Origin of the sequence: Massilia luteola (genome assembly GCF_034420155.1) — a bacterium.
Classification (GTDB): domain Bacteria; phylum Pseudomonadota; class Gammaproteobacteria; order Burkholderiales; family Burkholderiaceae_D; genus Telluria; species Telluria luteola.
On sequence record NZ_JAXOFN010000047.1, the window covers coordinates 17,051 to 41,883 of the forward strand.

Below are 24,833 nucleotides of genomic sequence, written 5' to 3' on the forward strand. Positions count from 1 at the left end.
GCCACCAGGAAACCCATGTCCTCATCCCGCAACCTCCTGCTCGCCATCGCCGCCGCCAGCATCGCCGTGGTCGGCGCCGCCTTGTACCTCCAGCACGCGAAGGACATGCTGCCCTGCCCGCTGTGCGTCATCCAGCGCTACCTGTATCTCGGCATCGCCATCTTCAGCCTGATCGGCGCGTTCTCCGGCAAGATCAAGGCCGGCGCGGGTGTCGCGCTGCTGTGCGCGCTGGGGGGTCTCGGCTTTGTCGGCAAGCATTTGTATGTGCTCGCGCACCCGGGCTTTTCGTGCGGGATCGATCCGATGGAGACGGCCCTCAACAAGATCCCAACCGCGACCCTGCTGCCCTGGCTGTTCCGCGCGGACGGCCTGTGCGAAGCGGCCCAGGAAACCGTGTTCGGCCTGAACGTGCCGCAGTGGTCGGCCGTCTGGTTCGTGATCCTCACGCTGGCCCTGGCCTGGGTGCTGGTGCGGCGCGCGCGTTGATGCCGATCGCGCCCGGCGCCGGCATCGCCGCGGTGCAGGCCGGCCTGCCCCTCGATCCGCTGGAAAACCGCATCCTCCTGTGCCAGGCGACGGGCCTGTCCCGCGTCCAGCTGATCACGCAGGGCGACCGCCCGCTCACGCCCGAGGAGGCGCAACGCCTCGATGCGCTGGTGGCGCGCCGGCTGGGCGGCGAGCCGATCGCCTACATCGTCGGCAGGCGCGAATTCTTCGGCCTCGATTTCCAGGTCGGCCCCGCCGTGCTGATTCCCCGTCCCGACACGGAACTGATCGTCGAGCTGGCGCTCGAACGCCTGCAGCAAGGCCCGTCCCGCCTGCTCGACATGGGCACCGGCAGCGGCGCGATCGCCGTGGCCGTCGCGCACACGCGGCCGGATGCCGACGTCACCGCGCTCGACATCAGCCCGGACGCGCTGGCCGTCGCGCAGGCGAATGCGGCCGCCAACGGCGCGCGCGTGCGTTTCCTGCTCGGCAGCTGGTTCGATGCGCTCGCCGCCGACAGCACCTTCGACGTCATCGCCTCGAACCCGCCCTACATCGCGGCCGGCGACGACCACCTGGCGCAGGGCGATTTGCGCTTCGAACCGGTGGGCGCGCTCACCGACCATGCGGACGGGTTGTCCGCGCTGCGCATCATCATCGAGGGCAGCCCGCGCCACCTCGTGCCGGGCGGCTGGCTGCTGCTGGAACACGGCTACGACCAGGCGGCGGCCGTGCGGGCGTTGCTGCTGGACGCCGGTTTCACGGACGTGCAAAGCTGGCGGGACCTGGGCGGCATCGAACGGGTCAGCGGGGGACGGTTCGGTCGCTAGCACCCCGGCGCGGCACGCCTGCCCGCTTTGCTACAATGCCCGGTCCACCACCCGGAGCCACACGATGCGTCGACTGTTCGCGACCCTCATCCTGCTGGGGCCCCTGGTCGCACTCGCCGCGGACGTCGCCACGCCCGCCCCGGCCGGCGCCGCCGAACAGGCGCAGGCCCTGTTCGAGCGCGACTGGCAATGGCGCCTCAAGCACCAGCCCGAATTCGCCACGGGCGTCGGCGACCACCGCTACGACGCCCTGCTGACCGACACGTCGCTCGCCGCGCACACGGCCGCCGCCGACCACGCGCGCCGCATGCTCGACCTCGCGCGCCAGATCGACCGCGCGCAACTGACGGGCCAGGACCGCCTGTCCTGGGACCTGTTCACGGGCGACCAGGAACGCCTCCTCGCGCGCGCCGCCTTCGTGGCGTTCGACCCGCAGCCGATCAGCGCCCAGGACGGACTGCAGTTCCGCTTTCCCCAACTGGTCGCGCAAATGCCGTTCTTTACGGAGGACGACTACCGCAACTACATCGCGCGCCTGAACGCGCTGCCGCGCCACGTCGACGGCATCATCGAGCAGATGCGCGAAGGGATGCGTACCGGCTGGACGGCGCCGAAAGCCATCATGGCCGGCCTGCCCGCGCAGCTGCGCGCGATGCGCGAGCACATGCAGGACGGCGCGCTCGCCGCGCCGTTCCAGCGCCTGCCCGCCACCATCGACGAAGAAACGCGCACGCAGCTCGCGCTGGACGGCGCGGCCGCCCTGCGCACGGCGGCGGGCGCACTGCAAAAGCTGGAAGACTTCGTGCGCACCGACTACCTGCCGGCCGCGCGCACGACGATCGGCGCGGCGAACCTGCCCGGCGGGGCGGCGTGGTATGCGTATCTCGTGCAGGCCGCGACGACGACGGCGCTGACGCCGGCCGAGATCCACGCGCTGGGCGAGCGCGAAGTGGCGCGCATCCGCGCCGAAATGGAGGCGACGGCCGTGCGCACGGGCTTCAAGGGCAGCTATCCCCAATTCGTCGCGTTCGCGCGCAGCGATCCGCGCCTGTTTCCGACCAGCGCCGACGCGCTGCTGCAACGCTACCGGCGCACCATCGCGCGCGTCTACGCCCAGCTCCCGCTGCTGTTCGGCGTCATTCCGCAAGAGGAGCTGGCGGTAAAACCCGTGCAGCAGGAAGGCGCCGACACGCAGGGCGGCGCCTACTACGAAGCCGGCACGCCGGCGCGCACAGCGGCCCTCGTCGTCAACACCAGCCGCCTGGACACGCGGCCGCTGTGGGAGGTCGAGACGCTCGCCCTGCACGAGGGCGTCCCCGGCCACCATTTACAGGTCGCGCGCGCCCACGCCATCGAGGGCCTGCCGGCATTCCGCCGCCACGCCTGGTATCCCGCGTTCGGCGAAGGCTGGGCGCTGTACGCCGAGGGCCTCGGGCCGGAACTGGGGCTGATGCGCGATCCGTTCTCGCAGTTCGGCAGGCTGGCCGACGAACAGCTGCGCGCCGCGCGCCTCGTCGTCGACACGGGCATCCACGCGCTGAACTGGTCGCGCCAGCAGGCCGTCGATTACCTGGGCGCGAATACGGCCAATCCGCCGTCCGACAACGAGGTCGAAGTCGACCGCATGATTGCGCGTCCGGGCCAGGCGCTGGCATATAAAATCGGCCAGCTGCGCATCGTCGCGCTGCTGGCGCGCGCGCAGGCGGCGCTGGGCGCGCGCTTCGACGTACGCGCCTTCCACGACGCCGTGCTGGAGAACGGCGCGCTGCCGCTGGACGTGCTGGAACGCCGCATCGACCGCTGGATCGCCACGCAGAATACGCCCTCCGCGCCCGCGCCGGCGGCGCCGGTTTCAGCGGAGCCGGCGCTGTTCCATTAACCAGAATGTCATATTGAGGGGCGCCCGGCGCACTCGGCCAATTTCGGTTACTCTCTGCGTTTGAAGGCAGTATAAGAAAGGAAACCTCGTGTCGAACCAACTGACCCGCCGCCTGGCCCTGCTGGACGACGATGCCCACCGCGGCCTGCTCCTGCAAGGCCTGCGCGGCATCGAGCGCGAGACCTTGCGCGTCGATGGCCAGGGCCACCTGGCCCGGACGCCGCATCCGGTCCGACTCGGCTCGGCCCTGACCCATCCGCAGATCACGACGGATTACGCGGAAGCGCTCCTCGAATTCATCACGCCGGCCGAACACGACATCGGCCTGGCGCTGCACCGCCTGGACGCGATCCACCGCCACGCCTATTCCCGGCTGGGCGGCGAGCTGCTGTGGAGCCAGTCGATGCCCTGCGAGCTGCCGTCCGAGGAAGACATCGAGATCGCCTGGTACGGCAAGTCGAACATCGGCATGCTCAAGCACGTGTACCGCCGCGGCCTGGCCCTACGCTACGGCAAGGCCATGCAATGCATCGCCGGCATCCACTACAACTATTCGCTGCCGGAAGGCCTGTGGAAGCTGCTGGCGGAGAACGAGGGCATTCCGGAAGAACGCCGCAACGCCCTGCGCGACTTCCAGTCCGAAAGCTATATCGCGACCATCCGCAACTTCCGCCGCTACAGCTGGCTCCTGATGTACCTGTTCGGCGCGTCGCCCACGCTGTCGACCGGTTTTTTGCGCGGCCGCGAACACAATCTCGAGACGCTGTCGGACGACACGCTGTATCTGCCGTATGCGACCAGCCTGCGCATGAGCGACCTGGGTTACCAGAACGACGCGCAATCCGGCCTGCGCCCGCACGAGAACAGCCTGGAAAGCTACGTCACGTCGCTGATGGACGCCGTCAAGCGCCCGTACCCGCCGTACGAGGACATCGGCACGAAGAAGGACGGACAGTGGGTCCAGCTGTCGACCAACATCCTGCAAATCGAGAACGAATACTATTCGACGATCCGGCCCAAGCGCGTCATCCGCACGGGCGAGCGTCCCGTGCAGGCGCTGTGCAGCCGCGGCGTGCAGTACATCGAGGTGCGCTGCCTGGACGTCGATCCGTTCGAACCGGTCGGCATCGCGCTCGAGACGGGCCGCTTCCTGGACGCCTTCCTGCTGTTCTGCGCGCTCGAGGAAAGCCCGATGATCAATGCGATGGAGGGGCAGGTCCACGCGCGCAACTTCGCGCGCACCGTGAAGGAAGGCCGCCGTCCGGGCCTGACCCTCACGCGCAACGACCACGACGTGCCGCTCACGGATTGGGCGGAAGACCTGCTGGAACGCATCCGCCCCATCGCCGAACTGCTGGACCACGAGCACAATTACAAGGGCGCGCATATGGACGCCCTGGACGCGCAGAAGGCCAAGGTGCGCGATCCCGAACAGACCCCGTCCGCACGCGTGCTGCGGGAAGTGCGCGCGCTCGGCTCGTTCGCGCAGTTCGGCCTGCGCCAGAGCGAGCTGCACGCCGAGGCCTTCCGCACGGATCCGCTGATGCCGACGGAGACGGCCCTGTTCGACGAGATGGCGCAGGCGTCGCTGGCCGAGCAGGCGCAGATCGAGGCGACGGATACCGGGTCGTTCGACGACTTCGTGGCGGCATACAACAGTAGTACACTGTGCCGTAACAGCTGACCGAGAAAGCTTTAAAGCCGGGCAAGTCGCGCGCACTGCTCACTCGATCACGAGATGCACGTCGCTCCCGCGGAGGCGGGAGCCCAATTGCCGTGGGCACGCACGCAAACCTGGGTCCCCGGCTGGGCCGGGACGACGGTCGTGCTGAATCGAGGCCTCTTTGCTTACCTTTTTCAACGAACACCACGCCCAGCACGCCCCCGCATCGGAACCGCCCCAGCGCATCGACCTCGTCGCAAACGAGTTCACGCGGCGCGGCCTGGGCCGCATCGTCACGCCGCACGGCGTACCCCTCACGTCGCTGGAACGCACGCACACGCCGCGCTACCTGCACTTCCTGCGCGGCGCCTGGAGCGCGTGGCTCGCACTCGATCCGCACAATGCCGAGCGTGACCCGTTGCCGTCCGTGTGGCCCGTGCAAGGCATGCGCCGCGACGTCGAACCGGACAATTTTGCGGCCCGCCTCGGCCTGTACGCCTTCGACGGCAGCACGCCGCTGACGGCCGGCACGTGGACCGCGGCCAGGACGGGCGCCGATTGCGCGATCAACGCCGCACACGCACTGCGCCTGGGCGAACGCGGCACGTTCGCCCTCACGCGTCCGCCCGGCCACCACGCCGGTGCCGATTATTTCGGCGGCTACTGCTTCCTGAACAACGCGGCGCTGGCGGCCCAGCACCTGCTCGACGACGGCCTGCAGCGCGTGGCCATCCTCGACCTCGACTACCACCACGGCAACGGCACGCAGGACATCTTTTATCGGCGCAAGGACGTGCTGTTCGCCTCGCTCCACGCCGACCCGCGCACCGACTATCCATTTTATGCCGGCCACGCGGACGAGACGGGAGAAGGCGCCGGCCTGGGCTACAACCTGAACGTGCCGCTGCCGCGCGGGACCGGCGCGGCGCAATGGTTCGCCGCGCTCGAAACGGCCTGCATCAAGATGGCCGGCTTCGCGCCGCAGGCGCTCGTCGTGTCGCTCGGCGTCGACGGTTTCGACGGCGATCCGCGCTCGCACTTCGGCCTCGGCAGCGGCGACTTCCTGCGCATCGGCGAGCGCATCGGCTTCCTCGGCCTGCCGACCGTCTTCGTGTTCGAAGGCGGCTCGGTCGTGCCGGAGTTGGGCATCAACGTGGTCAACGTGCTCGAAGGTTTCGAGACGGCGGCCTGAACCTGGAAATGAAGATGATCGAATGGCAGTGGAGCGGCTTCGCCGACCTGACGGCGGCGGCGCTGTACGAGATGCTGGCGCTGCGCCAGCAGGTGTTCGTGCTCGAGCAGGCGTGTCTGTACCCGGACATCGACGGCCTCGATCCGGGCGCGCACCACCTGCTCGGCTGGAAGACGGTCGCCGGCAAGCGGGAACTGGTCGCCACCCTGCGCTGCCTGGCGCCGGGCGCGAAATACGACGAGATGTCGCTGGGCCGCGTCGTCACCAGCCCCTCCGCGCGCGGCACGGGACTGGGTCGCGAACTGGTCGCGCAAGGCATCGCCTGCGCCGATCGCCTGCATCCGGGCCACGCGATCCGCATCGGCGCCCAGGCCCACCTGGAAGCGTTTTATGCGAGCTTCGGCTTCCGCACGGTGTCCGCCCCCTACGACGAGGACGGCATCCTGCACATCGACATGCTGCGTCCGGCCGCCGTCATTTGAGCAGGCCGGACTTCGCCGGATCGGGCATGCGGATCGCGACGAGGCAGGCCACCGCGCACATGACGCTCACATACCAGTAGAAATACGGCTCGTGGCCGGCCTGCTTGAACCACAGGGCCACATATTCCGCCGAGCCGCCGAAGATCGCGTTGGCGACGGCATACGACAGGCCCACGCCCAGCGCGCGCACCTCGATGGGGAACATCTCGGCCTTGACCAGGCCGCTGATCGACGTATAAAAACTGACGATCGCCAGCGCGCAGATGATCAGCGCACCGGCCGCCAACGGACTGGACACGTGGCGCAGCGTCGTCATGATCGGCGTCGTGAAGATGGCGGCGAGCGCGCCGAACAGGATCATCGACGTGCGCCGGCCGATGCGGTCGGACAGCGCGCCGAACGCCGGCTGCAGCAGCATGTAGACCAGCAGGCAGACGGTCATGATCCGGCTCGCCGTTTCCGTGCTCATGCCGGCCGTGTTGACGAGGTATTTCTGCATATACGTCGTGAACGCGTAAAAGATCAGCGAGCCGCCGGCCGTGAATCCCAGCACCGTGACGAATGCGCGCCCGTGGTTGCGCAGCAGCGACGCGACGCTGCCGGCGGCCTCGCTCTTGCGCTCGCTGGCGGTGGTCGTCTCGTGCAGCGAACGGCGCAGGTACAGCGACACGAGCGCGGCGCAGGCGCCGACGACGAACGGGATGCGCCAGCCCCAGGCCTTGAGCTCGTCGTGCGTCAGGAATAGCTGCAGGATGCCCAGCACGAGCAGTGCCGCCAGCTGCCCGCCGATCAGCGTCACGTACTGGAACGACGCGAAAAAACCCTTGCGACCCGCCTGGGCCACCTCGCTCATGTAGGTGGCGCTGGTGCCGTATTCGCCGCCCACGGACAGGCCCTGGAACAGGCGCGCCACCAGCAGCAGAAACGGCGCCGCCGTGCCGATGGTGGCATACGTCGGCAGCGCCGCGATCATCAGCGAGCCGCCGCACATCATGAGCACGGAAATCATCATCGCGTTGCGCCGGCCGTAGCGGTCGGCGACGCGGCCGAACAGCCAGCCGCCGATGGGCCGCATGAGAAAACCGGCGGCGAAGATGCCGGCCGTGTTCAGCAGCTGCGTGGTGGGATTACCCTTGGGGAAAAAGGCCGACGAAAAATACAGCGCGCAGAAGGAATAAATGTAGAAGTCGAACCACTCGACCAGGTTGCCCGACGACGCGCCGACGATGGCGAAGATGCGCTGGCGCGGTGTGAGGTTGTCGATGGCATGCGCGTCCGCCGTGTCCGTATCCGTCGTGGTCATTGTCGTCTCCGAGAGTGCACCGATTGCCCTGGCCGCGGCTGGGCGAATCCCGGATGGGTTCACGGAGGCTCCGCCTGCCCGGCACGGCCGCAAACCGAAGATAACAGTTTCCCGATTTTGCCGGCGCCACGGATCAGCGCCGCATCCCCCGGCGGCGCCATAGCAGTGCCGCGCTGCCCGCCAGCAGCATGAGGGCCGCCGGCGGTTCCGGCAGCGGCGAGAGCAGGACCGGGGCGCAATAGCCGAAGTCGTTGCAACTGTTGGCCGCGATCTGGCCGGCATCGTTGATCCCGACCGCGTCCATCAATACCTGGATGCCGAGGCCGTCCGTGACGGTGTTCAGGTCGGTCAGGCTGCCGCCGGCAGACACGAAGGCATGCGAAAAACCGTACTCGACAAAACTCGAATAGCCGACCACGACACCGGCCGCATTGATGGCGTGGGCTTCGCCGTACTCGCCGCCGAACGAGCCGAGGTCTTGCATCACGCCGTCGCTGTACAAAAAGGGATGCCAGGCCGCATCGCCGCTGGTCAGGCTGTAGCCGGCCACCTGGCCCGCATCGTTGATCGCTTCGGCCCAGCTGAAGCCGCCGCCCAGCGTGCCGAGGTCCTGCATGGCGCCGCCGTGGTACAGGAAGGCGTGCGCCCCGTCGTTCGGGAAACCCGGCCCCGGCTGCGAACCGCCGACGATCATGCCCGCGTCGTTGATGGCGCGCGCCCGGGCGTCCGTCCCGCCCAAGGTGCCGAGGTCCGTCAGCGTGCCGCCGCTGTACAGGAACGCGCGGTTGTTGCCGGATGTATCCGTGGAATCGCCCACGACCTGGCCGGCGGCATTGATGCCGTAGGCGACGCTGTCGCCGCCGTACAGCGTGCCGATGCCCTGGATGTCGCCATCGCGATAGACGAAGCCGCGCGTGACGTCGCCGGACAGGGACGCGCCGATCACGGCGCCGTTGCCGGTCGCCGTCGCATAGGCGGACGGGCCGCCCAGGGTCGGCAGGAAGGTCGTCGCGCCGTCCTGCCAGACGAAGGCGCGTCCTTGGCCGTCCGCATTGGCGCCGCTGCCGACGATGCTGCCGTCGTTGCCGATGCCGTAGGCCGTGAAGTCGGAAGGCAGGAAGGTCGCGCTGTACAGCGGGTCGGCCAGCGCGGCCGGCGCGGCCAGTGCCAGCGCACACCCCAGCGCCGCGAGCGCGCGCGAGCGGCGCCGGCGCAGGCGCCAGGCCAGCAGGCCGAGCCCGGCGGACAGCAGCGCCCGGCTGCCCGGCTCGGGCACGGCCGGCACGAGGTCCAGGCGGACGTCCGCGCACGTGCCCAGGCGGCACGCGCGGCCCAGGATCTGGCCGGCGTCGTTGATGTCGGTGGCGTCGATGATTTCCCAGCCGCCCGCCCCCGCCACGAGCGTGTTCAGGTCGACCATGCGGCCGTCGAGATAGATGAACGCATGGTAGCCCCAGCCGACGTCGGTGATGAGGTCCGATGCGCCGACGACGACGCCGGCATTGTTCAGCGCCCGCGCATAGCCCCAGGTGCCGCCCAGCGAACCGAGGTCGACCAGGTGGCCGTCGCGGTATTCGAAGGGCCGCGACAGCGCGGCGGTGTCCGGGTCGACGTTCGTCTCCGACCAGCCGACCGCCAGCCCGGCGTCGTTGATGTCATAGGCTTCGCTGCGCAGGCCGCCCAGCGTGCCGAGGTCCTGCATCGTGCCGGCCTGGTAGATGTAGGCGTGGCGGTCCGGGTCGACCGGGGCTTGCGTGGGGACGAGCGCGGCCGTGCCGGTCACCGCGCCGGACGCGTTGATGGCCGCGGCATCGCTCCAGTCGCCGCCGAAGGTGCCGATCAGGTGGATGCCGCCGCTGTCGTACAAGAAGCCGCGCTGCGCCTCGCCGACGAAGGGCTCGGCGTTGCCGGCGACCATGCCGGCGTCGTTGATGCCGCGCGCGTTCGAGGTCGGGTACATGTCGGCGGGCAGGCTCGCGCCGACCGGCACCACGGTGCTGCCCACGTAGGCGAAGGCGCTGCCGTTGTACGGGCTGGATTGCGAGCCCGCGACGTCGCCATGGTTGTTGATCGCGCTGCCGTAGCTGTCCGGCACGACACCGCCCAGGCTCGTGATCGTGGCGCCGGACAGGATCGCGGCCGCGCCGGCATAGGTGCCGACGATCTGGCCCGCATCGTTGAGCGCCGCCGGCGCGAAGCCCGCCGGCGCGAAGCCCGCCGGCGCGAAGCCCGCCGGCGCGAAGCCCGCCGGCAGGAAGTCGACGGTGTACCGCGCGACGGTGTACAGCGGATCGGCCCACGCATGCGCGCTGGCGCACAACGACAACCACAAGGCGAACAGGCAACGGCGTATCGACATGGCAGGCTCCGGATGAAATACAGGCGTGCCAACAATAAGGGTCGATACGCCGCGCAGGCCTGAGCGAAATCAGGCGTGCGCGACTCCGTGCCGGATCAGCAGGCGGCGCTGCCGCAGACTTTCACCAGCTCCACTTCGAACACGAGGCCGGTGTTGCCCGGAATGACGCCCTGCACGCCCTGGGCACCGTAGCCCAGGCTGCTCGGCATCACGATCGTGCGCTTGCCGCCGACCTTCATGCCCTGCACGCCCTGGCTGAAGCCGGGGATCACGGATTCGCTCGTGCCCGTGGCGCCGACGACGAACGTGAACGGCTTGCCGGGCTGCGACGCGTCGAACTTGGTGCCCTTGAAATCGGCGGCGGCGGCGCTGTACAGCCAGCCCGTGTAATTGACCTGCACGCGCGCGCCGCTGACGGCTTCGGCGCCGGTGCCGATCGAACTGTCCGTCTTGGTCAGCGCGGCGGGATCGTTGACGACGGCGGGGCTGCCGCCCGAATCGCCGCCGCCGCCGCCGCACGCGGACAGGCTCAGGAGGGCGGCGAAGGCGGCGGCCAGCGGGAAGGACAGTTTCATGGGACTCCTACGGAACAGGTTGGGTTAGCGGATGGAAACCCGCACCTTACCAACCGGTCCCGCAAGCGTCTGTCGAGGATTTGTATGCTTTTGTAATGGCGTCAGATTTCGACCTGCGTGCCGAGTTCGATCACGCGGTTGCTCGGAATCTGGTAATAGTCCGCGGCCGTGCGGGCATTGCGCTGCATGGCCACGTACAGGTGTTCGCGCCACGGCGCCATGCCCTGGCCCGGCACCGAGATCACGGTCTGGCGCGCGATGAAGAACGAGGTCTCCATCATCTCGAATTCGAGCGCCTTGGCCGCGCACAGGCGCAGGATGTGCGGGATGTCGGCCTCGTCCTTGAAGCCATAGGTCACGTTCAATTGGAAGCAGTTGTGGCCCAGCGGGACGACGTCGACCTGCTCGTTTTCCGGCACGTACGGCTCTTCGCGGATGCGCACCGTGAGGAACACGACGCGCTCGTGCAGCACCTTGTTGTGCAGCAGGTTGTGCAACAGCGCGTGCGGCACGCCGTCGGTTTCGCCGCGCAGGAAAATGGCGGTGCCGGCGACGCGGTCTGGCGGCGCCACGAACAGCGATTGTAGGAAGTCGTCGAGCGGGATCGCGTGCTTTTCCAGGTTCTCGAACACCAGTTCGCGGCCGCGCTTCCAGGTCAGCATCGTCGTCAGCAGGATCGCGCCGAGCAGCAGCGGGAACCAGCCGCCGTGCAGCAGTTTCAGGGTACTGGCCGAGAACAGCATGATATCCATCGCCATGAAGAAACCGGTGGCGCCGAAGCACAGCAACAGCGGCAGGTGCCAGCGGTAGCGGATCACGAAGAAGGTCAGGATCGTCGTCGCGAACATGGTCGCCGTCACCGCGATGCCGTAGGCGCCGGCCAGCTTGTCCGACGAACCGAAGCCGACCACCGCGATCAGCACGACGATCAGCTGCAGCCAGTTCACGGCGGGGATGTAGATCTGGCCGATCTCGCTCTCCGACGTGTGCATCACGCGCATGCGCGGCAGCAGGCCCAGTGCGATGGCCTGCTTGGTCATCGAGAACGTGCCGGAGATCGTGGCCTGCGACGCGATCACGGTGGCCATCGTCGACAGCAGCACGAGCGGCAGCACGCTCCAGCTGCCGAGCTGGTGGAAGAACGGGTTGTCGAGCGCTTCCGGATGCGTGATCAACAGGCCGCCCTGGCCGAGGTAATTGACGGCGAGGGCCGGGAACACGACGAGGAACCAGGCGGAGCGGATCGGCTTCTTGCCGAAGTGCCCCATGTCGGCGTACAGCGCCTCCGCCCCCGTAAAGGCCAGCACGACGGCACCCAGCGCGACGAACGCGATCATGCGCTCGCGCAGCATGAATTCGAAGGCGTGCAGCGGGTTCAACGCCTGCAGGATCACGGGCGCCTGCACGATGTTGATGACGCCCATGACGGCCAGCGCGGTGAACCATACGACCATGATCGGACCGAACCAGCGGCCGATGCCGGCCGTGCCGTGGCGCTGCACGCTGTACAGCCCGACCAGCACGACGATCGTCAGCGGCACCACGTATTTTTCCAGGCCGGGCGTGGCCACTTCGAGACCCTCGATCGCACCGAGCACCGAGATCGCCGGCGTGATCACGCTGTCGCCGTAGAACATCGTGGCGCCGAACACGCCCAGCACCATCAGCACGTAGTGCCAGCGCGACGTGCGCGTGACGGAATTCAGCGCGAGCGCCATCAGGGCCATGATGCCGCCTTCGCCGCGGTTGTCGGCGCGCAGCACCAGCGTGACGTACTTGAGCGAGACGATCATCGTCAGGCCCCAGAAGATCAGGGAAACGATGCCGAGGAGGTTTGGCGTGGACAGTTTCAGCCCGTGGACGGGATCGAAGATGGTCTTGAGCGTGTACAGCGGGCTGGTGCCGATGTCGCCATAGACGATACCGACTGCGGCCAGCGTCAGTGCCGCCAGGCTGCTTTTATTGTGTTGCGCCGTCAAGGTTTCACCGTTTTGTTGTTCTGATGCGTTGCACAATAGAATAATTGACAAGGAATGGCAAGAGTGCGTCCTTTCTGTCCGGGTGCCATTTCCCAGAGTCTGCATCAACGATGGCGGCCTGAGCGCACGTCAGAAACGGGGCGCCTCCAGCACGGCCGCGTCCGTTCAGGGATAATCGCCGGACCATCACCTGCTCCGCCTTCCCATGAACACCGGCATCCTGTCCGCCGTCCTCGCCTTCCTGTGCTGGGGGCTGTTTCCGCTGTATTTTCACGCCATCGGCGACGTGCCGCCGCTGCAGATCCTCGCACACCGCATGCTGTGGTCGCTGCTATTCCTCATGATCGTCCTCGCCGTGCGCCGCCAGTGGGCCTGGCTGAATATCGTGCGCCAGCCGCGTGTGTTCGGCAGCTTTATTGCCTCGGCCCTCCTTCTCAGCGTCAACTGGCTCATCTACATCTGGGCCGTGAACAACGGCCACGTCATCGAGGCCAGCCTGGGCTATTTCATCAATCCGCTCGTCAACATCATGTTCGGCTCGGTGCTGCTGAAGGAGCGCTTGCGGCGCACGCAGTGGATGGCGATCGCGGTGGCGGCGCTGGGTGTCGCATGGCTGACCTGGCAGGCCGGCAACGTGCCCTGGGTCGCGCTGGCGCTGGCCGTGTCGTTCGGAGGCTACGGCCTGCTGCGCAAGACGGCCGCGCTCGGCGCGCTGGAGGGGCTGTCGTTCGAGACGATGGTCCTGTTCCCGCTCGCGGCCGCCTATGTCGCCTGGCTCACGGTGCACGGCCAGAACGCGTTCCTCAACACCGGCTCGGACACGACGCGCCTGCTGCTCGTCGCGGCCGGGCCGATCACGGCGATCCCGCTGCTGCTGTTCGCGTCGGGCGCGCGCAAGATTCCGCTGTCGGTCGTGGGCCTGCTGCAATACCTGTCGCCGACCCTGCAATTCCTGCTGGGCGTCTGGCTGTTCCACGAAGCTTTTACGCCCGACCGCCTCGTCGGCTTCGTCCTGATCTGGCTGGCCCTCGCCCTGTTCGCGGCCGAAGGCCTGCTGAACCGGCCGCAACCGGTAGCCAAACAAGCTTGAACCGGGGTCAGAGCCCGATTTTTGGCAATTTCCTGAAACCGGGCTCTGACCCCGGTTTAGGGAAATTTCCTGTTTTCGGGCTCTGACCCCGGTTGCGGGCGCGACGGGCGCGCCGTTCTACAGTATCCTGTCGTCCTCATTTCACATCGAAGCACTAGAACATATCAATGGCCAATTACGTCTACACCATGAACCGCGTGGGCAAGATCGTCCCACCGAAACGCCAGATCCTGAAGGACATTTCGCTGTCGTTCTTCCCAGGCGCGAAGATCGGCGTGCTGGGCCTGAACGGCTCCGGCAAGTCGACCCTGCTGAAGATCATGGCCGGCATCGACACCGACATCCAGGGCGAAGCACGTCCGATGCCCGGCCTGAACATCGGCTACCTGCCGCAGGAGCCGCAGCTCGATCCGGAAAAAACCGTGCGCCAGGAAGTGGAAAGCGGCCTGGGCGAAGCGTTCGAAGCACAGGCGAAACTGGAAGCCGTGTATGCCGCCTACGCCGAGGAAGACGCCGATTTCGACGCGCTGGCGAAAGAGCAGGAGCGCCTGGAATCGATCATCGCCGCGTCCGACGGCGGCAACCTGAACCTGCAGCTGGAAATGGCTGCCGACGCGCTGCGCCTGCCGCCGTGGGATGCGAAGATCGGCGTGCTGTCGGGCGGCGAAAAGCGCCGCGTGGCGCTGTGCAAGCTGCTGCTCAGCAAACCGGACATGCTGCTGCTGGACGAACCCACCAACCACCTGGACGCCGAATCGGTCGAGTGGCTGGAGCAGTTCCTGCTGCGCTTCCCGGGCACCGTCGTCGGCATCACCCACGACCGCTACTTCCTCGACAACGCCGCCGAATGGATCCTGGAACTGGACCGCGGCCACGGCATCCCCTGGAAGGGCAATTACTCGTCCTGGCTGGACCAGAAGCAGGCACGCCTGAAGCAGGAGGAAGCGACCGAATCGGCGCGCCAGAAGGCACTGCAGAAGGAACTCGAATGGTCGCGCCAGAATCCGAAGGCACGGCAGGCCAAGTCGAAGGCGCGCCTGGCCCGCTTCAACGAACTGTCCGAATACGAATACCAGAAGCGCAACGAGACGCAGGAGATTTTCATTCCCGTCGCGGAACGCCTGGGCAATGAAGTCATCGAATTCAAGAACGTCTCGAAAGCCTTCGGCGACCGCCTCCTGATCGACAACCTGTCGTTCACTGTGCCGCCGGGCGCGATCGTCGGCATCATCGGCCCGAACGGCGCCGGTAAATCGACCCTGTTCCGCATGATCGCCGGCGTCGAGCAGCCGGACAGCGGCGAAGTCGTCATCGGCAAGACGGCGCAGGTCTCGCTCGTCGACCAGTCGCGCGACAGCCTCGCGGCCGGCAAGACCGTGTTCGAAGACGTCAGCGGCGGTGCCGACATGCTCAGCGTCGGCCGCTTCGAGATGCCGTCGCGCGCCTATCTCGGCCGCTTCAACTTCAAGGGCGCCGACCAGCAGAAACTCGTCGGCAACCTGTCCGGTGGTGAACGCGGCCGCCTGCACCTGGCCAAGACGCTGCTCAAGGGCGGCAACGTGCTGCTGCTGGACGAACCGTCGAACGACCTGGACGTCGAAACCCTGCGCGCGCTGGAAGACGCGCTGCTGGAATTCGCGGGCAGCGTGATGGTCATCTCGCACGACCGCTGGTTCCTCGACCGCATCGCCACCCACATCCTGGCGTTCGAAGGCGACTCGCAAGTCACCTTCTTCAACGGTAACTACCAGGAGTACGAAGCCGACAAGAAGAAGCGTCTGGGCGAAGAAGGCGCCAAGCCGAAGCGGATCCGCTACAAGCCGCTCAGCGCCTGACCGGCAATGCGCCCGGCCTACTCCTCCAGGTAGCGCTGGGCGTCCAGCGCCGCCATGCAACCGCTGGCGGCGCTGGTGATCGCCTGCCGGTAGACGTGGTCCTGCACGTCGCCGGCGGCGAACACACCCGGCACGTTGGTGGCCGTCGCGAAGCCGTGGCGCCCCGTGCGCGTGACGATGTAGCCGTTCTCCATGTGCAGCTGGCCCGCGAAGATCGCCGTATTCGGCTGGTGGCCGATGGCCACGAACACGCCGTGGACCGGCAGCACGCGCGTGCCCGTGGGGTCGCGCAGGCGCAACGCCTGCACGCCCGCATCATCGCCCAGCACCTCTTCCAGCTCGTGGTTCCACAGGATGTCCACCTTGCGCTCTTCCACGCGCGCCAGCAGGCGCTCGACCAGGATCGCCTCGGCACGCAGGTGGTCGCGGCGGTGCACCAGCGTCACCTTCGCCGCGATGTTCGACAGGTACAAGGCTTCTTCCACGGCCGTGTTGCCGCCACCGATCACGGCGACCTCCCTGCCGCGATAAAAGAAGCCGTCGCACGTGGCGCAGGCCGACACGCCGCGGCCCATGAAGGCCTGCTCCGACGGCAGCCCCAGGTAGCGCGCGGAGGCGCCGGTGGCGATGATCAGCGCGTCGCACGTGTAGTCGCCCAGGTCGCCGGACAGGCGCAGCGGCCGCTCGTGCAGGTGCGCGGTGTGGATGTGGTCGAGGACGATCTGCGTCTCGAAACGCCGGGCGTGCAGCTCGAAGCGGCGCATCAGGTCCGGTCCCTGCACGCCGTCCGGGTCGGCGGGCCAGTTCTCGACGTCGGTGGTGGTCATCAGTTGTCCGCCCTGCGCGACGCCGGTGACGAGCAGTGGATGCAGGTTGGCGCGCGCCGCGTACACGGCGGCGGAATAGCCTGCCGGGCCGGAACCCAGGATCAGGACGTTGGCATGTCGGTTCATGGGCAGGTATCAGGAAGCGAAGTGGCGGGACAGGTGGGCGGCGAACTGCTCGGGCGCCATGAAGCCGATCACGCGGCTCTGCGGCACCTCGCGGCCCTGGCGGAACAGGATGATGCCGGGTGGTCCGAACAGGCCGAATTTCTTCATCAGCGCGCGGTCGTCCTCGTTGTTGGCGGTGACGTCGACCTGCAGCAGGCGCACCTGCTTCATCTGCGCTTCCACCTGCGGCTTGGAGAACGTGAAGCGCTCCATCTCCTTGCACGACACGCACCAGTCGGCATAGAAATCCAGCATGACGGGCGTGGCAGACGACGCGAGCACGCGATCCAGTTCGGCCAGCGTGCGGATGCGTTCGAACCGCGTTTCCTTGCCCTGCTTGCCGTCCGGCGCCGCGGCGGCGAGCGCCGTGCCGCGCAGGTGGGCGAGCGGCTGCAGCACGTCCTGGCCCGCGCTGGCCGCCCCCACCAGTTCGAACAGGCCGCCCGTCAACAGCACGAGGCCCAGCGTCTTGCCGGCGTAGCGGCTCAGCCCCGCGCCGGCGGCGACGGGTTCGAACACGCGCAGGAACACGGCGCACAGCACGGCGAACGCGCCCCACAGCAGCATCGCGACGGCGACCGGGAACACGGGCGTCACCATCCAGATGGCCACCGCCAGCAGCAGCAGGCCGAACACGCGCTTGACGTGGTTCATCCAGGCGCCGGCGCGCGGCAGCAGGCTGCCCGCGGAGACGCCCGTCAGCAGCAACGGCACGCTCATGCCGGCCGCCATCGAGAACAACGCCCAGCCGCCCGTCCACACATTGCGCGTCTGGCTGATGTACAACAGCGCGCCCGCCAGCGGACCGGCCACGCACGGACCGACGATCAGCGCCGACAGCGCGCCCATGACGAACACGCCGGCGAAACGGCCGCCGCTCATGCTCCCGCTGGTCGTGCTCAGGCGGCTCTGCAGGCTGCTGGGCAGCTGCAGCTGGTAGACGTCGAACATCGACAGCGCCAGCACCACGAGCAAGCCGCCGAACGTGAGCAAGACCCACGGCTTCTGCAGCGCGCCGGCGAGGCCTTCGCCGGCCAGGCCCGCCGCGACGCCGAGCGCCGTGTAGACCAGCGCCATGCCCAGGCTGTAGGCGAGCGCCAGGATAAAACCCTTGCTGCGCGTGGCATTGCCCTCGCCGACGATGATGGACGACAGGATCGGCACCATCGGCAGCACGCACGGCGTGAACGACAACAACAGGCCGAAGGCGAGGAACGCGAGGCCGATGCGCCAGGCGCTGCCCGATTGCAGGGTGCGGCGGGCCAGCGAGCTGTCGTCTTCCTGCGCGGGCGCGGCCTGCGGTGCCGGTGCGGCTGCGGTTGCCGGCGTGGCTGCCGGTGCGGGCGCCGGCGCCGCGGCGGCATCGGGCGCCGCAGGCTTCAGCGCGCCCGGCGCCGCCGGGTCGACCGTGAACGCGACTTCGGCGGGCGGATAGCACAGGCCCGCGTCCGCGCAGCCCTGGTAGCCCACGCGCAGCACGAACGGCTGTTGCGCGTCCGCGCGGATCGGCAGGTCGGCCGCCAGCCTGCCGGCATAGGTTTCCATCTCCTTATTAAAATTGCTGTCGAACTTGCGCAGGCCGTCCGGCAGCGCGGGCTGGCCGACCTGCGGCGCCGAGAACACGAGGCGGTCGCGGTACAGGTGGTAGCCGGGCGCGATGGCCCAGGCCAGGTGCACGGTACCGCCGGCGCGCAGTTCGGCGCTCAGTTTGAACGCCTGTTCGGGCGGCAGGAAATCGTCGGCGGCCATGGCCGACTGCCCGGCCGCGCAGATCAGCAGAGTGAGCGCGGCCATCCATCGAAAGAGGTGCTTCATGATGCGTAATCTCCTGAAATACTGTGGTGATGCGTTTGTCCCGCGCCGTCGATGGCGAAGTACGCGAGGCCGCTGGCGGCCAGGAAGGCCAACCCGTCCGCTTCCTTGAGCATGGCGATGGTCGACACGCTGCCGCCCAGCACGGCCAGCGGCGCCAGCACGCTCACGGAGCGCCAGTGCGACACCGGCATGCCCGTGCGCGGATTCAATACATGGCAATAACGAGTCCCGTCGATGTCGAAAAAGCGTTCGTAATCGCCGCTCGTCGCCAGCGCGCCCTGGCTCACGGCGATGCTGGCGACGATGCCGTCCGGCTGGCGCGGGTCCTGGATGCCGATGGACCAGGGCCTGCCATCCGGTTGCGGCCCGGCGAAGCGCATGTCGCCGCCGAGGTTCACGTAGCCGTGCCGCGCGCCGCCTTGCAGGAGCAATGCGCACGCGCGGTCGGCCGCGTATTCCTTGCCGAAGCCGCCGAAGTCGATCTCCATGCCGGCACGCGGCAGGAAGATGGCACCGTCCTCGCGGCGTACGGCCGGCCAGTCCACCAATGCCAGCAGCGGCGTCAGTTCGTCCGGCGCCGGCACGCGCGGACGGCGGAAGTCCCAGGCGCGGCGCAGCACGCCCGAGGTGATGTCGAACAGGCCATCGCTGGCGCGATATAAATGGTCGGCGTAGGCGAGCAGCTGGAACGTCTCGGCGTCGCATGCCACGCGATGGCGCCCCGCCGCAGCGTTGATGCGGCCGACGATGCTGTCGGTGCGGTAGCGCGAATACGTCCGCTCGATGCGCCGCACCTCGGCGATCGCCGCCTGCGCCAGTTCTTCCGCCGCACGTCCATCCACCGCGGCGAGCCGGATTTCACACCGGCTGGCCATCGCGTCGAACGGAAAGCGGTAGACCTGTTCTACCATCGGCGCGTCAATCCGACCTGGAAGATGCGGGCGCGCAGCGGCGCCAGTCCCGGACTGCCGTCGTGGAACAGGCGCCAGCTGCCGCGCTGTTCGTAACCCTCGACCTTGACGTCGACCGTCCACAGCTTGCCGATCTCGCGCACGACCTTCAGCCCCACCGTGACGGCGCCGAAGCCGGACAGGCGCTGGTCCGGCGACGACAAGCGATCGACGTTCGCGCCGCTCGAAAAGCCCGGCGGGAACGGCGGGCCGAGCGTGCCGTCGTACACGGGATCGTAGTAGAACGAGGCCGCGCTCTGCGTGTAGAGGCGTACGTCCGGCACGACGCTCCAGCCGCCGCCGAGCGGCTGCACGTACTCGCCGGACAGCGTGTGCGCGCGGATGCGGTACGAATCGCTGTAGTAGCGGTAGCCCAGGCGCGTCGTGCCGCCCGTGCTGTCCAGGTAGTGGTTCCAGCGCAGCAGCACCGTGTTCTGGCGGCGCGAACGGGGCCGGTTGTCAAACGATTTATACGGATCGTTGAAATAGCCGTCGCCGTTCGTGCGCGTGAGTGTCAGCTGGCCGATGTCGTTCGGCGTCAGCACCCGCGTCACGCCGGCCAGCACGCTGATCGTTTTCTTGTGCTCATCGACGACGACGTGGTTGACCGGATCGATGCTGTCGCGGCTGCCCGCGAGCCCGAACGCCCACGTCGTGTCGTTGTCCTCGCTGGACAGGGTGCCGTTCAGCGACAGCGCGCGCGACACGTAATCGTGCTCGGTCGAATACGCCGCGCCGGCCGTCAGCGTGCCGCGCCGGAAGTAGCGCGTGACGGCGACGTCGCCCGCCTTGCGTTCGTCCTGCATGTGCGAGGCGCCGGAGACGGCCGTGTGGTAGCGCGGCGAGGCGCCAGACACGTCGTCGGCCGTCAGCGTGCCTTCGATGGACCAGTCGCTGGCGACGGGCGCCGTCACCGCGATCGACGGCGAGTGCGCGCGGATGCGGTCCAGGCCGGACTGGCGGTCGGCGTAATCGAGATAGCGCAGGCTGATGCTGCCGTTTTGCGGCGGCTCGTCGGCCAGCGCCTGCACGCCGGGCAGCAGCAGCGCGGCGGCGAGGAGCGAGGCCGCGAGTTCCTGCGGAGGTTGCATGGGTTTCGTCATGTGTTCGCCTCAGTTGCAGCCGCAGCCGCCGCCGCCGACACCCGCGCCGCCGGACGCGGCTTCGCGGCTCGTGTAGATATGGTCGGCGTAACGGGTTTCGAGCCTGTCGCCGCCGAAGGTCATCTCCGGCTTGGCCAGTTTTCCCTTTTCCCAGGGCTGCACGGTGGCGCAGCCCGCCAGCGCCAGCAGCGCCGGCGCGATCAGGAGGAAGAAGCGCGCCCTCATTTCGCACCTCCCAGCGCCTTCTGGATCACCTGTTCGAGCGCCGCGCGGTCGGCCTCCTTGAAGCCGGCGTGCTCGTACAGGACCTTGCCGTCCGGGCCGACCAGGACGCTGCTCGGCATGCCCTTGATGCCGTAGGCGCGCGGCGTGGCGCCGGCCGGATCGAAGGCGATCGTGAAGCGCGCGGGCGTCTCGGCCAGGAAGCGGCGCGCATCGTCGCTTTTCGCGTCGAGGTTCACGCCGACGACCTGCAACCCGCGCGCGCCGTAGCGCGCCTGCATCTCGTTCATCCACGGGAAGGACTGGCGGCACGGGCCGCACCACGAGGCCCAGAAATCCACGTACACGAGCCGGCCCTGGAACTTCGCCAGCTGCACCGTGCCATCCTTGCCCGGCAGGTCGAACTGCGGCGCCGCGGCGCCTTTATCCAGCGCGGAGGCGGTCGATGCCTCCAGCGCCGCGGCCAGCACCAGCGCCATGCGCAATACGCGCGTCGTACGGGCGCCCATTACTTCACCTCCTTGCGGACGAAGCGGCGCCATCCCAGCACGCCGAACGACAGCACCACCAGCAGGGCCAGCACTGGATCGTTGCCGTTCCTGATGGAAGAGCAGCCGCCGCCGCCGGCGTTCTGCGGCGCTTGCACGGTCTGCACATTGCCCTTGCCGCTCAAGGCGACGGTCCAGGTGCCGCCGCCGTCGGCCGCGAGCGCCAGGCTGCCGGCCGCGTCGCCAGCACCGACCGGCGTGAAGCGCACCACCAGGTCGCAGCTCGCCCCCGGCTGCAAGGTGAACGGAACGGCTGCGCAGCCCGATGCATCGGCCTGCAGCGCGAACGGACCGGAGAACGTGGCGGCCGTCACCGTGGCCACATTGCCGCCCGTGTTGGCCAGCGTGATGTGGTGCGTGGGCGCGGTGCCGTTGACGTCCGCGGCGCCGAAGTCGAACGATTGCGGATTCACCGTCAGCATCGGCACGGGCACGGCGACGCCGGTTCCGCCCAGGGCCACGGTGAACTGGGTGCCCGCGTCGGTCATCAGCACGAGGGTCCCGGCGCGCTGGCCGGCGGCGGTCGGTTTGAAGCCGATATCGATGGTGCAGCTGGCCGCTGCGGCGATCGATGCGTTGGTCGCGCAGGTGCCGCCCAACGTGAAGTCGGACGCCTGCGCGCCGTCCAGCACGAGCGAGGCGATTGTCAATGCGGCCGTGCCGCCGTTCGACAGCGTGACGGTGTGCGTCGCGGCGCTTTTACCGACTTGCGTGTCCGCGAAGGCGACCGGTCCCGCTTCGGACAGCGCGGGCTTGGCCACGGGCGCCGTGGTGCCGGTGCCGCTGATCGTCACCTGCAGCGGCGCCGCGTTCGACGTGACCGCCAGCGTGGCCGCCGCGGCGCCTGCCGCAGTCGGTGCGAAGGACAGGGTCACGGTGCAGCTGGCGCCGACCGCCAGCGACGTGCCGCAGGTTTTATTCGCGATGGCGACGGTGGCCGCGCCCGAGACGGCGATGCCGTTCAGCGCCAGCGCCACGTTGCCCTTGTTTGCCAGCGTGACCGTCTGCGTGGCGGCCGGGGCGCCGATCGTCTGCGAGCCGAACGACACGGCCGAGGGGCTGGCCGTGACGGCCGGCGTGGCCGCGGCCACGGTGCCGGACAGCGGCACGGATACGGCGCCGTTGGATGCATTCGACGCCAGTGCGAGATTGCCGCTGAACGCGCCGTTGCCGGAGGAATTCGCGGTCACGGTCACGGTGCAGCTGGCGCCCGCCGCGACCGATGCGGCGGTGCTGCAGCTGCCACCCAGCGTGAAGACGCCGGCGTTGGCGCCGCCGACGGCGATGCTGCTGAAGGTCAGCGCGGCCTGTCCCGTGTTGCTGACGGTGACATTCCGTGCGGGCGATGCGGCGCCGGCGACGAGGGCGCCGAAGTCGATGGCATTGGCCGACAGCGCGATGGTCGGCTGCGCCACGGCGTTGCCGGTGCCGGACAGCGCCACGGTGCTGGAACCGCCGGTGGCATTGTGCGCGATGACGAGCGACGCGCTGCGCGCACCGGCGGCGGCAGGCTTGAAGCCGATCTGCACGGTGCAGCTGGCGCCGGCCGCGAGCGATGCGCCGTTGGCGCAGGTGCCGCCGCTGATGGCGTAGTCGCCCGCGGCCGCGCCGGAGAGACTCAACGTGCCCACGGTCAGCGCCGCGTTACCGGTGTTGGAGAGCGTCGTGGCGAGCGGCGACGCCGACTGGCCGATGGTGGTGGCCGCGAAGCTCAGCGAAGCCGGATTGACGGCGGCCGCCGGCGCGGCGGTCACGGCCGGGTTGCCGATGAAGGCGGCCAGATCCGCGATTTCCGCCGTCGTGAAATGCCCGTTGAACAGCGTGCCCATGCCGCCCTTGTTGGCGGCGAAGGCGTTACTGATCACGCTCGGATCATTCGCCGCGGCGAGAATGCCGTTGACGTTCGCGGCGGGCGACGGGCCGTGGCACGACGCGCAGCTGGTGCCGCCGCCAACCGGCCCGTTCAGGTACAGGCTCTTGCCGTTCAATGCATCGGCAGCGTGCACCGCCGGGACGATGGCGAGCAGGACGAGGACGGAGGAGAGACTTCGATGCAGCCCGATCATAGGGACTCCCAAATTCGTTCAAAGGACACAGCCGCCGAGGGCCAGTGCATTCATTCCGCAGTGCGCCAGCGCGCACAGGCGCCAGTCGCGGCTGTACTGGTAGAGCAGCGCCAGCGCCAATCCCGGCGCCAGCACCAGCCCTACCGCGCGCCAGCCGGAACCGACATGCAGCAACGCGAACGCGGCCGCCGACAGGACCGCCGGCACAGGCACCGCGCGCCGGATCAGCCACTCCTGCAGCCCGGCCCGCACCACCCACTCCTCCAGCACGGGCGCCAGCAACAGCAGACGCACCAGCGCAGCGGCGTCGGGCGCAACGACCTGGCCGGTGCAAACCAGCTGCTTGGACATCAGGACAATGGATGGCATGAACGACACAGCGGACCCGATCGGCTACCGGTAGCGGTTGCTACTACGGAAATCGTCCGGTTAATACCGATGGGGGCGGAAAGGTTCAGGCAGATTGAAAAAAAATTATGGACAGCGCGCGAACGGCGTCCGGACGGTGTCAAAACGGCAGGTTTGTCATATCCACCATGTCGCGTAACGCGCGGAAATGGATCGTCGTCAAACAAACATCGTAGGTAAAATCGATGTGGTTGAGGTTCTTCAACTCGTGCGCGTTTGCGCCAGATCGACACGGCATGGCTGCGCCGCTTGGCAGACTACGTTCATGACAAATTACCGCGACAACCGCGTCCCGGGCGGGACTTTTTTCTTTACGGTGCGTCTGCTGGATCGGGACAGCACCCTGCTGACGGACCATTTCTCCGCGTTCGGCGAAGCGATGCGCCAGGCGCGCGTCCGCAAGCCGTTCCACGTCGACGCCTGGGTCGTGCTACCGGACCACGCGCACGCGATCTGGACGCTGCCGCCGGGCGACCACGACTGCGCGTCGCGCTGGCGCGCGGTCAAGATCGCGTTTTCGAAAGCCCTCCATAAAGCCTGCCTGCCGGGCGGCGCGAAGGCGAAGGGCGATGCGGGCACGGGCGACGGCACCATCTGGGAGCGTCACTACCGCGACTACCGCGTGGGCGACGACGAGGAATATTCGAGCCTGATCGACTACGTGCACAGCAATCCGATGCGCCACGGCTTTTGCCAGCATCCGGCGGAATGGCCGTGGTCGTCGCTGCACCGCTTCGTCGCCGCCGGCTTCACGCCGCCCGCGCGGCCACCCGCGGCGCCGCCGTGGATGCGGCCGGCAAATCAGCCGACGCGGAAAATCCGCAGGCAGACCACGTATTAGTGCACGTCCTTTGCAACAAGCGCGTTCAGCCGGATGACCGGCAGGGCTCGTTGTACGCCAAGAAATTGCCCAGAACCGGGCTCTGACCCTAATGCCGTTAAGTTAAGGCCAAAAAGACCGCTCCGACTAACATCTGAGTGGCCTTTTCAAGGGCTTCGCGCGGACCTTACCGGTCCTAAACTGGCTGAAATCACGCTTAACTTAACGGCATTAGG

The 24,833-nt window shown here is 68.1% G+C and carries 21 protein-coding genes; 9 read left to right on the forward strand and 12 right to left on the reverse strand.

Translation table 11 applies throughout. The features are described from left to right. Window positions 1-15 precede the first annotated feature (15 nt). From U9J41_RS27515 to U9J41_RS27540, 6 genes are all read left to right on the forward strand, one after another. Window positions 16-486: a disulfide bond formation protein B gene (locus U9J41_RS27515; protein ID WP_322405362.1), complete on the forward strand. Its 471-nt coding sequence runs from the start codon at window positions 16-18 to the stop codon at window positions 484-486. After that, on the forward strand, window positions 486-1,316 hold the full coding sequence (gene prmC, locus U9J41_RS27520) for a peptide chain release factor N(5)-glutamine methyltransferase (RefSeq protein WP_322405364.1): 831 nt from the start codon (window positions 486-488) through the stop codon (window positions 1,314-1,316). The genes U9J41_RS27515 and prmC overlap by 1 nt, the downstream gene beginning before the upstream one ends. Before the next feature lie 64 nt (window positions 1,317-1,380). Continuing rightward, a complete protein-coding gene (locus U9J41_RS27525; RefSeq protein WP_322405366.1) occupies window positions 1,381-3,195 on the forward strand; it encodes a DUF885 domain-containing protein in 1,815 nt (604 codons plus the stop codon). Between the two features lie 88 nt (window positions 3,196-3,283). Then, window positions 3,284-4,879 (forward strand): glutamate--cysteine ligase, encoded by a 1,596-nt coding sequence (gene gshA, locus U9J41_RS27530; RefSeq protein ID WP_322405367.1) that lies wholly within the window; start codon window positions 3,284-3,286, stop codon window positions 4,877-4,879. Window positions 4,880-5,039: 160 nt separating this feature from the next. Then, a complete protein-coding gene (locus U9J41_RS27535) occupies window positions 5,040-6,050 on the forward strand; it encodes a histone deacetylase family protein (RefSeq protein WP_322405369.1) in 1,011 nt (336 codons plus the stop codon). A 14-nt stretch (window positions 6,051-6,064) separates the two neighbouring features. Further along, window positions 6,065-6,532 (forward strand): GNAT family N-acetyltransferase, encoded by a 468-nt coding sequence (locus U9J41_RS27540; RefSeq protein ID WP_322405389.1) that lies wholly within the window; start codon window positions 6,065-6,067, stop codon window positions 6,530-6,532. On the opposite strand, the gene U9J41_RS27545 is transcribed toward U9J41_RS27540, so the two are convergent. The 4 genes from U9J41_RS27545 to U9J41_RS27560 form a co-directional block, all read right to left on the reverse strand. Next, window positions 6,525-7,835, reverse strand: a complete 1,311-nt coding sequence (locus U9J41_RS27545) for an MFS family transporter (RefSeq protein ID WP_322405372.1) — start codon at window positions 7,833-7,835, stop codon at window positions 6,525-6,527. The two genes, U9J41_RS27540 and U9J41_RS27545, sit on opposite strands and share 8 nt — an antisense overlap. Window positions 7,836-7,968: 133 nt before the next feature. Next, window positions 7,969-10,194 (reverse strand): PEP-CTERM sorting domain-containing protein, encoded by a 2,226-nt coding sequence (locus tag U9J41_RS27550; protein WP_322405373.1) that lies wholly within the window; start codon window positions 10,192-10,194, stop codon window positions 7,969-7,971. A 95-nt stretch (window positions 10,195-10,289) separates the two neighbouring features. Next, complete coding sequence (locus U9J41_RS27555) at window positions 10,290-10,769, reverse strand: FKBP-type peptidyl-prolyl cis-trans isomerase (protein ID WP_322405375.1); 480 nt, start codon at window positions 10,767-10,769, stop codon at window positions 10,290-10,292. A 101-nt stretch (window positions 10,770-10,870) separates the two neighbouring features. After that, window positions 10,871-12,748: a potassium transporter Kup gene (locus U9J41_RS27560; RefSeq protein ID WP_322405377.1), complete on the reverse strand. Its 1,878-nt coding sequence runs from the start codon at window positions 12,746-12,748 to the stop codon at window positions 10,871-10,873. Between the two features lie 205 nt (window positions 12,749-12,953). Here U9J41_RS27560 and rarD point away from each other — a divergent pair, with 205 nt between their 5' ends. Together rarD and ettA are read left to right on the forward strand one after the other, a co-directional pair. Further along, window positions 12,954-13,838 carry an EamA family transporter RarD gene (gene rarD, locus U9J41_RS27565; protein WP_322405378.1) on the forward strand — a complete coding sequence of 295 codons (885 nt, stop codon included), beginning with the start codon at window positions 12,954-12,956 and terminating at the stop codon, window positions 13,836-13,838. A 167-nt stretch (window positions 13,839-14,005) separates the two neighbouring features. After that, entirely contained in the window at window positions 14,006-15,673 is a 1,668-nt protein-coding gene (gene ettA / locus U9J41_RS27570; RefSeq protein ID WP_056450432.1) for an energy-dependent translational throttle protein EttA, read from the forward strand. A 17-nt stretch (window positions 15,674-15,690) separates the two neighbouring features. Here ettA and trxB read toward each other — a convergent pair whose 3' ends face one another. The 8 genes from trxB to mrtJ are packed head-to-tail and all read right to left on the reverse strand — an operon-like array spanning window position 15,691 to window position 23,720. Continuing rightward, window positions 15,691-16,626 (reverse strand): thioredoxin-disulfide reductase, encoded by a 936-nt coding sequence (trxB, locus tag U9J41_RS27575; protein ID WP_425261228.1) that lies wholly within the window; start codon window positions 16,624-16,626, stop codon window positions 15,691-15,693. Between the two features lie 9 nt (window positions 16,627-16,635). After that, window positions 16,636-18,480: a protein-disulfide reductase DsbD gene (gene dsbD, locus U9J41_RS27580; RefSeq protein WP_322405380.1), complete on the reverse strand. Its 1,845-nt coding sequence runs from the start codon at window positions 18,478-18,480 to the stop codon at window positions 16,636-16,638. Next, window positions 18,477-19,391 carry an FAD:protein FMN transferase gene (locus U9J41_RS27585; protein WP_322405381.1) on the reverse strand — a complete coding sequence of 305 codons (915 nt, stop codon included), beginning with the start codon at window positions 19,389-19,391 and terminating at the stop codon, window positions 18,477-18,479. The genes dsbD and U9J41_RS27585 overlap by 4 nt, the downstream gene beginning before the upstream one ends. Further along, window positions 19,385-20,533, reverse strand: a complete 1,149-nt coding sequence (locus U9J41_RS27590) for a DUF3570 domain-containing protein (protein ID WP_322405382.1) — start codon at window positions 20,531-20,533, stop codon at window positions 19,385-19,387. The genes U9J41_RS27585 and U9J41_RS27590 overlap by 7 nt, the downstream gene beginning before the upstream one ends. A 9-nt stretch (window positions 20,534-20,542) precedes the next feature. Then, the gene (locus U9J41_RS27595) at window positions 20,543-20,758 is read right to left on the reverse strand and encodes a DUF4266 domain-containing protein (protein ID WP_322405383.1); all 216 of its coding nucleotides are present in this window, start codon (window positions 20,756-20,758) and stop codon (window positions 20,543-20,545) included. Next, window positions 20,755-21,264: a TlpA family protein disulfide reductase gene (locus tag U9J41_RS27600; protein ID WP_322405384.1), complete on the reverse strand. Its 510-nt coding sequence runs from the start codon at window positions 21,262-21,264 to the stop codon at window positions 20,755-20,757. Before U9J41_RS27600 ends, U9J41_RS27595 begins: the two co-directional genes overlap by 4 nt. Beyond that, window positions 21,264-23,369, reverse strand: a complete 2,106-nt coding sequence (locus U9J41_RS27605; RefSeq protein WP_322405385.1) for a choice-of-anchor D domain-containing protein — start codon at window positions 23,367-23,369, stop codon at window positions 21,264-21,266. Before U9J41_RS27605 ends, U9J41_RS27600 begins: the two co-directional genes overlap by 1 nt. Window positions 23,370-23,387: 18 nt before the next feature. Further along, complete coding sequence (mrtJ, locus tag U9J41_RS27610; protein WP_322405386.1) at window positions 23,388-23,720, reverse strand: JDVT-CTERM system glutamic-type intramembrane protease MrtJ; 333 nt, start codon at window positions 23,718-23,720, stop codon at window positions 23,388-23,390. A gap of 322 nt (window positions 23,721-24,042) precedes the next feature. On the opposite strand from mrtJ, the gene U9J41_RS27615 reads away from it, so the two are divergent. Then, on the forward strand, window positions 24,043-24,618 hold the full coding sequence (locus U9J41_RS27615) for an REP-associated tyrosine transposase (RefSeq protein ID WP_322405387.1): 576 nt from the start codon (window positions 24,043-24,045) through the stop codon (window positions 24,616-24,618). Window positions 24,619-24,833: the final 215 nt, after the last annotated feature.

Bases quoted from the DNA above. Each gene is read 5' to 3' on its own strand.
- U9J41_RS27515 (WP_322405362.1), top strand. From the start codon at position 16: ATGTCCTCATCCCGCAACCTCCTGCTCGCCATCGCCGCCGCCAGCATC.
- prmC (WP_322405364.1), top strand. From the start codon at position 486: ATGCCGATCGCGCCCGGCGCCGGCATCGCCGCGGTGCAGGCCGGCCTG.
- U9J41_RS27525 (WP_322405366.1), top strand. From the start codon at position 1,381: ATGCGTCGACTGTTCGCGACCCTCATCCTGCTGGGGCCCCTGGTCGCA.
- U9J41_RS27540 (WP_322405389.1), top strand. From the start codon at position 6,065: ATGATCGAATGGCAGTGGAGCGGCTTCGCCGACCTGACGGCGGCGGCG.
- U9J41_RS27545 (WP_322405372.1), bottom strand. From the start codon at position 7,835: ATGACCACGACGGATACGGACACGGCGGACGCGCATGCCATCGACAAC.
- U9J41_RS27550 (WP_322405373.1), bottom strand. From the start codon at position 10,194: ATGTCGATACGCCGTTGCCTGTTCGCCTTGTGGTTGTCGTTGTGCGCC.
- U9J41_RS27555 (WP_322405375.1), bottom strand. From the start codon at position 10,769: ATGAAACTGTCCTTCCCGCTGGCCGCCGCCTTCGCCGCCCTCCTGAGC.
- rarD (WP_322405378.1), top strand. From the start codon at position 12,954: ATGAACACCGGCATCCTGTCCGCCGTCCTCGCCTTCCTGTGCTGGGGG.
- ettA (WP_056450432.1), top strand. From the start codon at position 14,006: ATGGCCAATTACGTCTACACCATGAACCGCGTGGGCAAGATCGTCCCA.
- trxB (WP_425261228.1), bottom strand. From the start codon at position 16,626: ATGAACCGACATGCCAACGTCCTGATCCTGGGTTCCGGCCCGGCAGGC.
- dsbD (WP_322405380.1), bottom strand. From the start codon at position 18,480: ATGAAGCACCTCTTTCGATGGATGGCCGCGCTCACTCTGCTGATCTGC.
- U9J41_RS27585 (WP_322405381.1), bottom strand. From the start codon at position 19,391: ATGGTAGAACAGGTCTACCGCTTTCCGTTCGACGCGATGGCCAGCCGG.
- U9J41_RS27590 (WP_322405382.1), bottom strand. From the start codon at position 20,533: ATGACGAAACCCATGCAACCTCCGCAGGAACTCGCGGCCTCGCTCCTC.
- U9J41_RS27595 (WP_322405383.1), bottom strand. From the start codon at position 20,758: ATGAGGGCGCGCTTCTTCCTCCTGATCGCGCCGGCGCTGCTGGCGCTG.
- U9J41_RS27600 (WP_322405384.1), bottom strand. From the start codon at position 21,264: ATGGGCGCCCGTACGACGCGCGTATTGCGCATGGCGCTGGTGCTGGCC.
- U9J41_RS27605 (WP_322405385.1), bottom strand. From the start codon at position 23,369: ATGATCGGGCTGCATCGAAGTCTCTCCTCCGTCCTCGTCCTGCTCGCC.
- mrtJ (WP_322405386.1), bottom strand. From the start codon at position 23,720: ATGTCCAAGCAGCTGGTTTGCACCGGCCAGGTCGTTGCGCCCGACGCC.
- U9J41_RS27615 (WP_322405387.1), top strand. From the start codon at position 24,043: ATGACAAATTACCGCGACAACCGCGTCCCGGGCGGGACTTTTTTCTTT.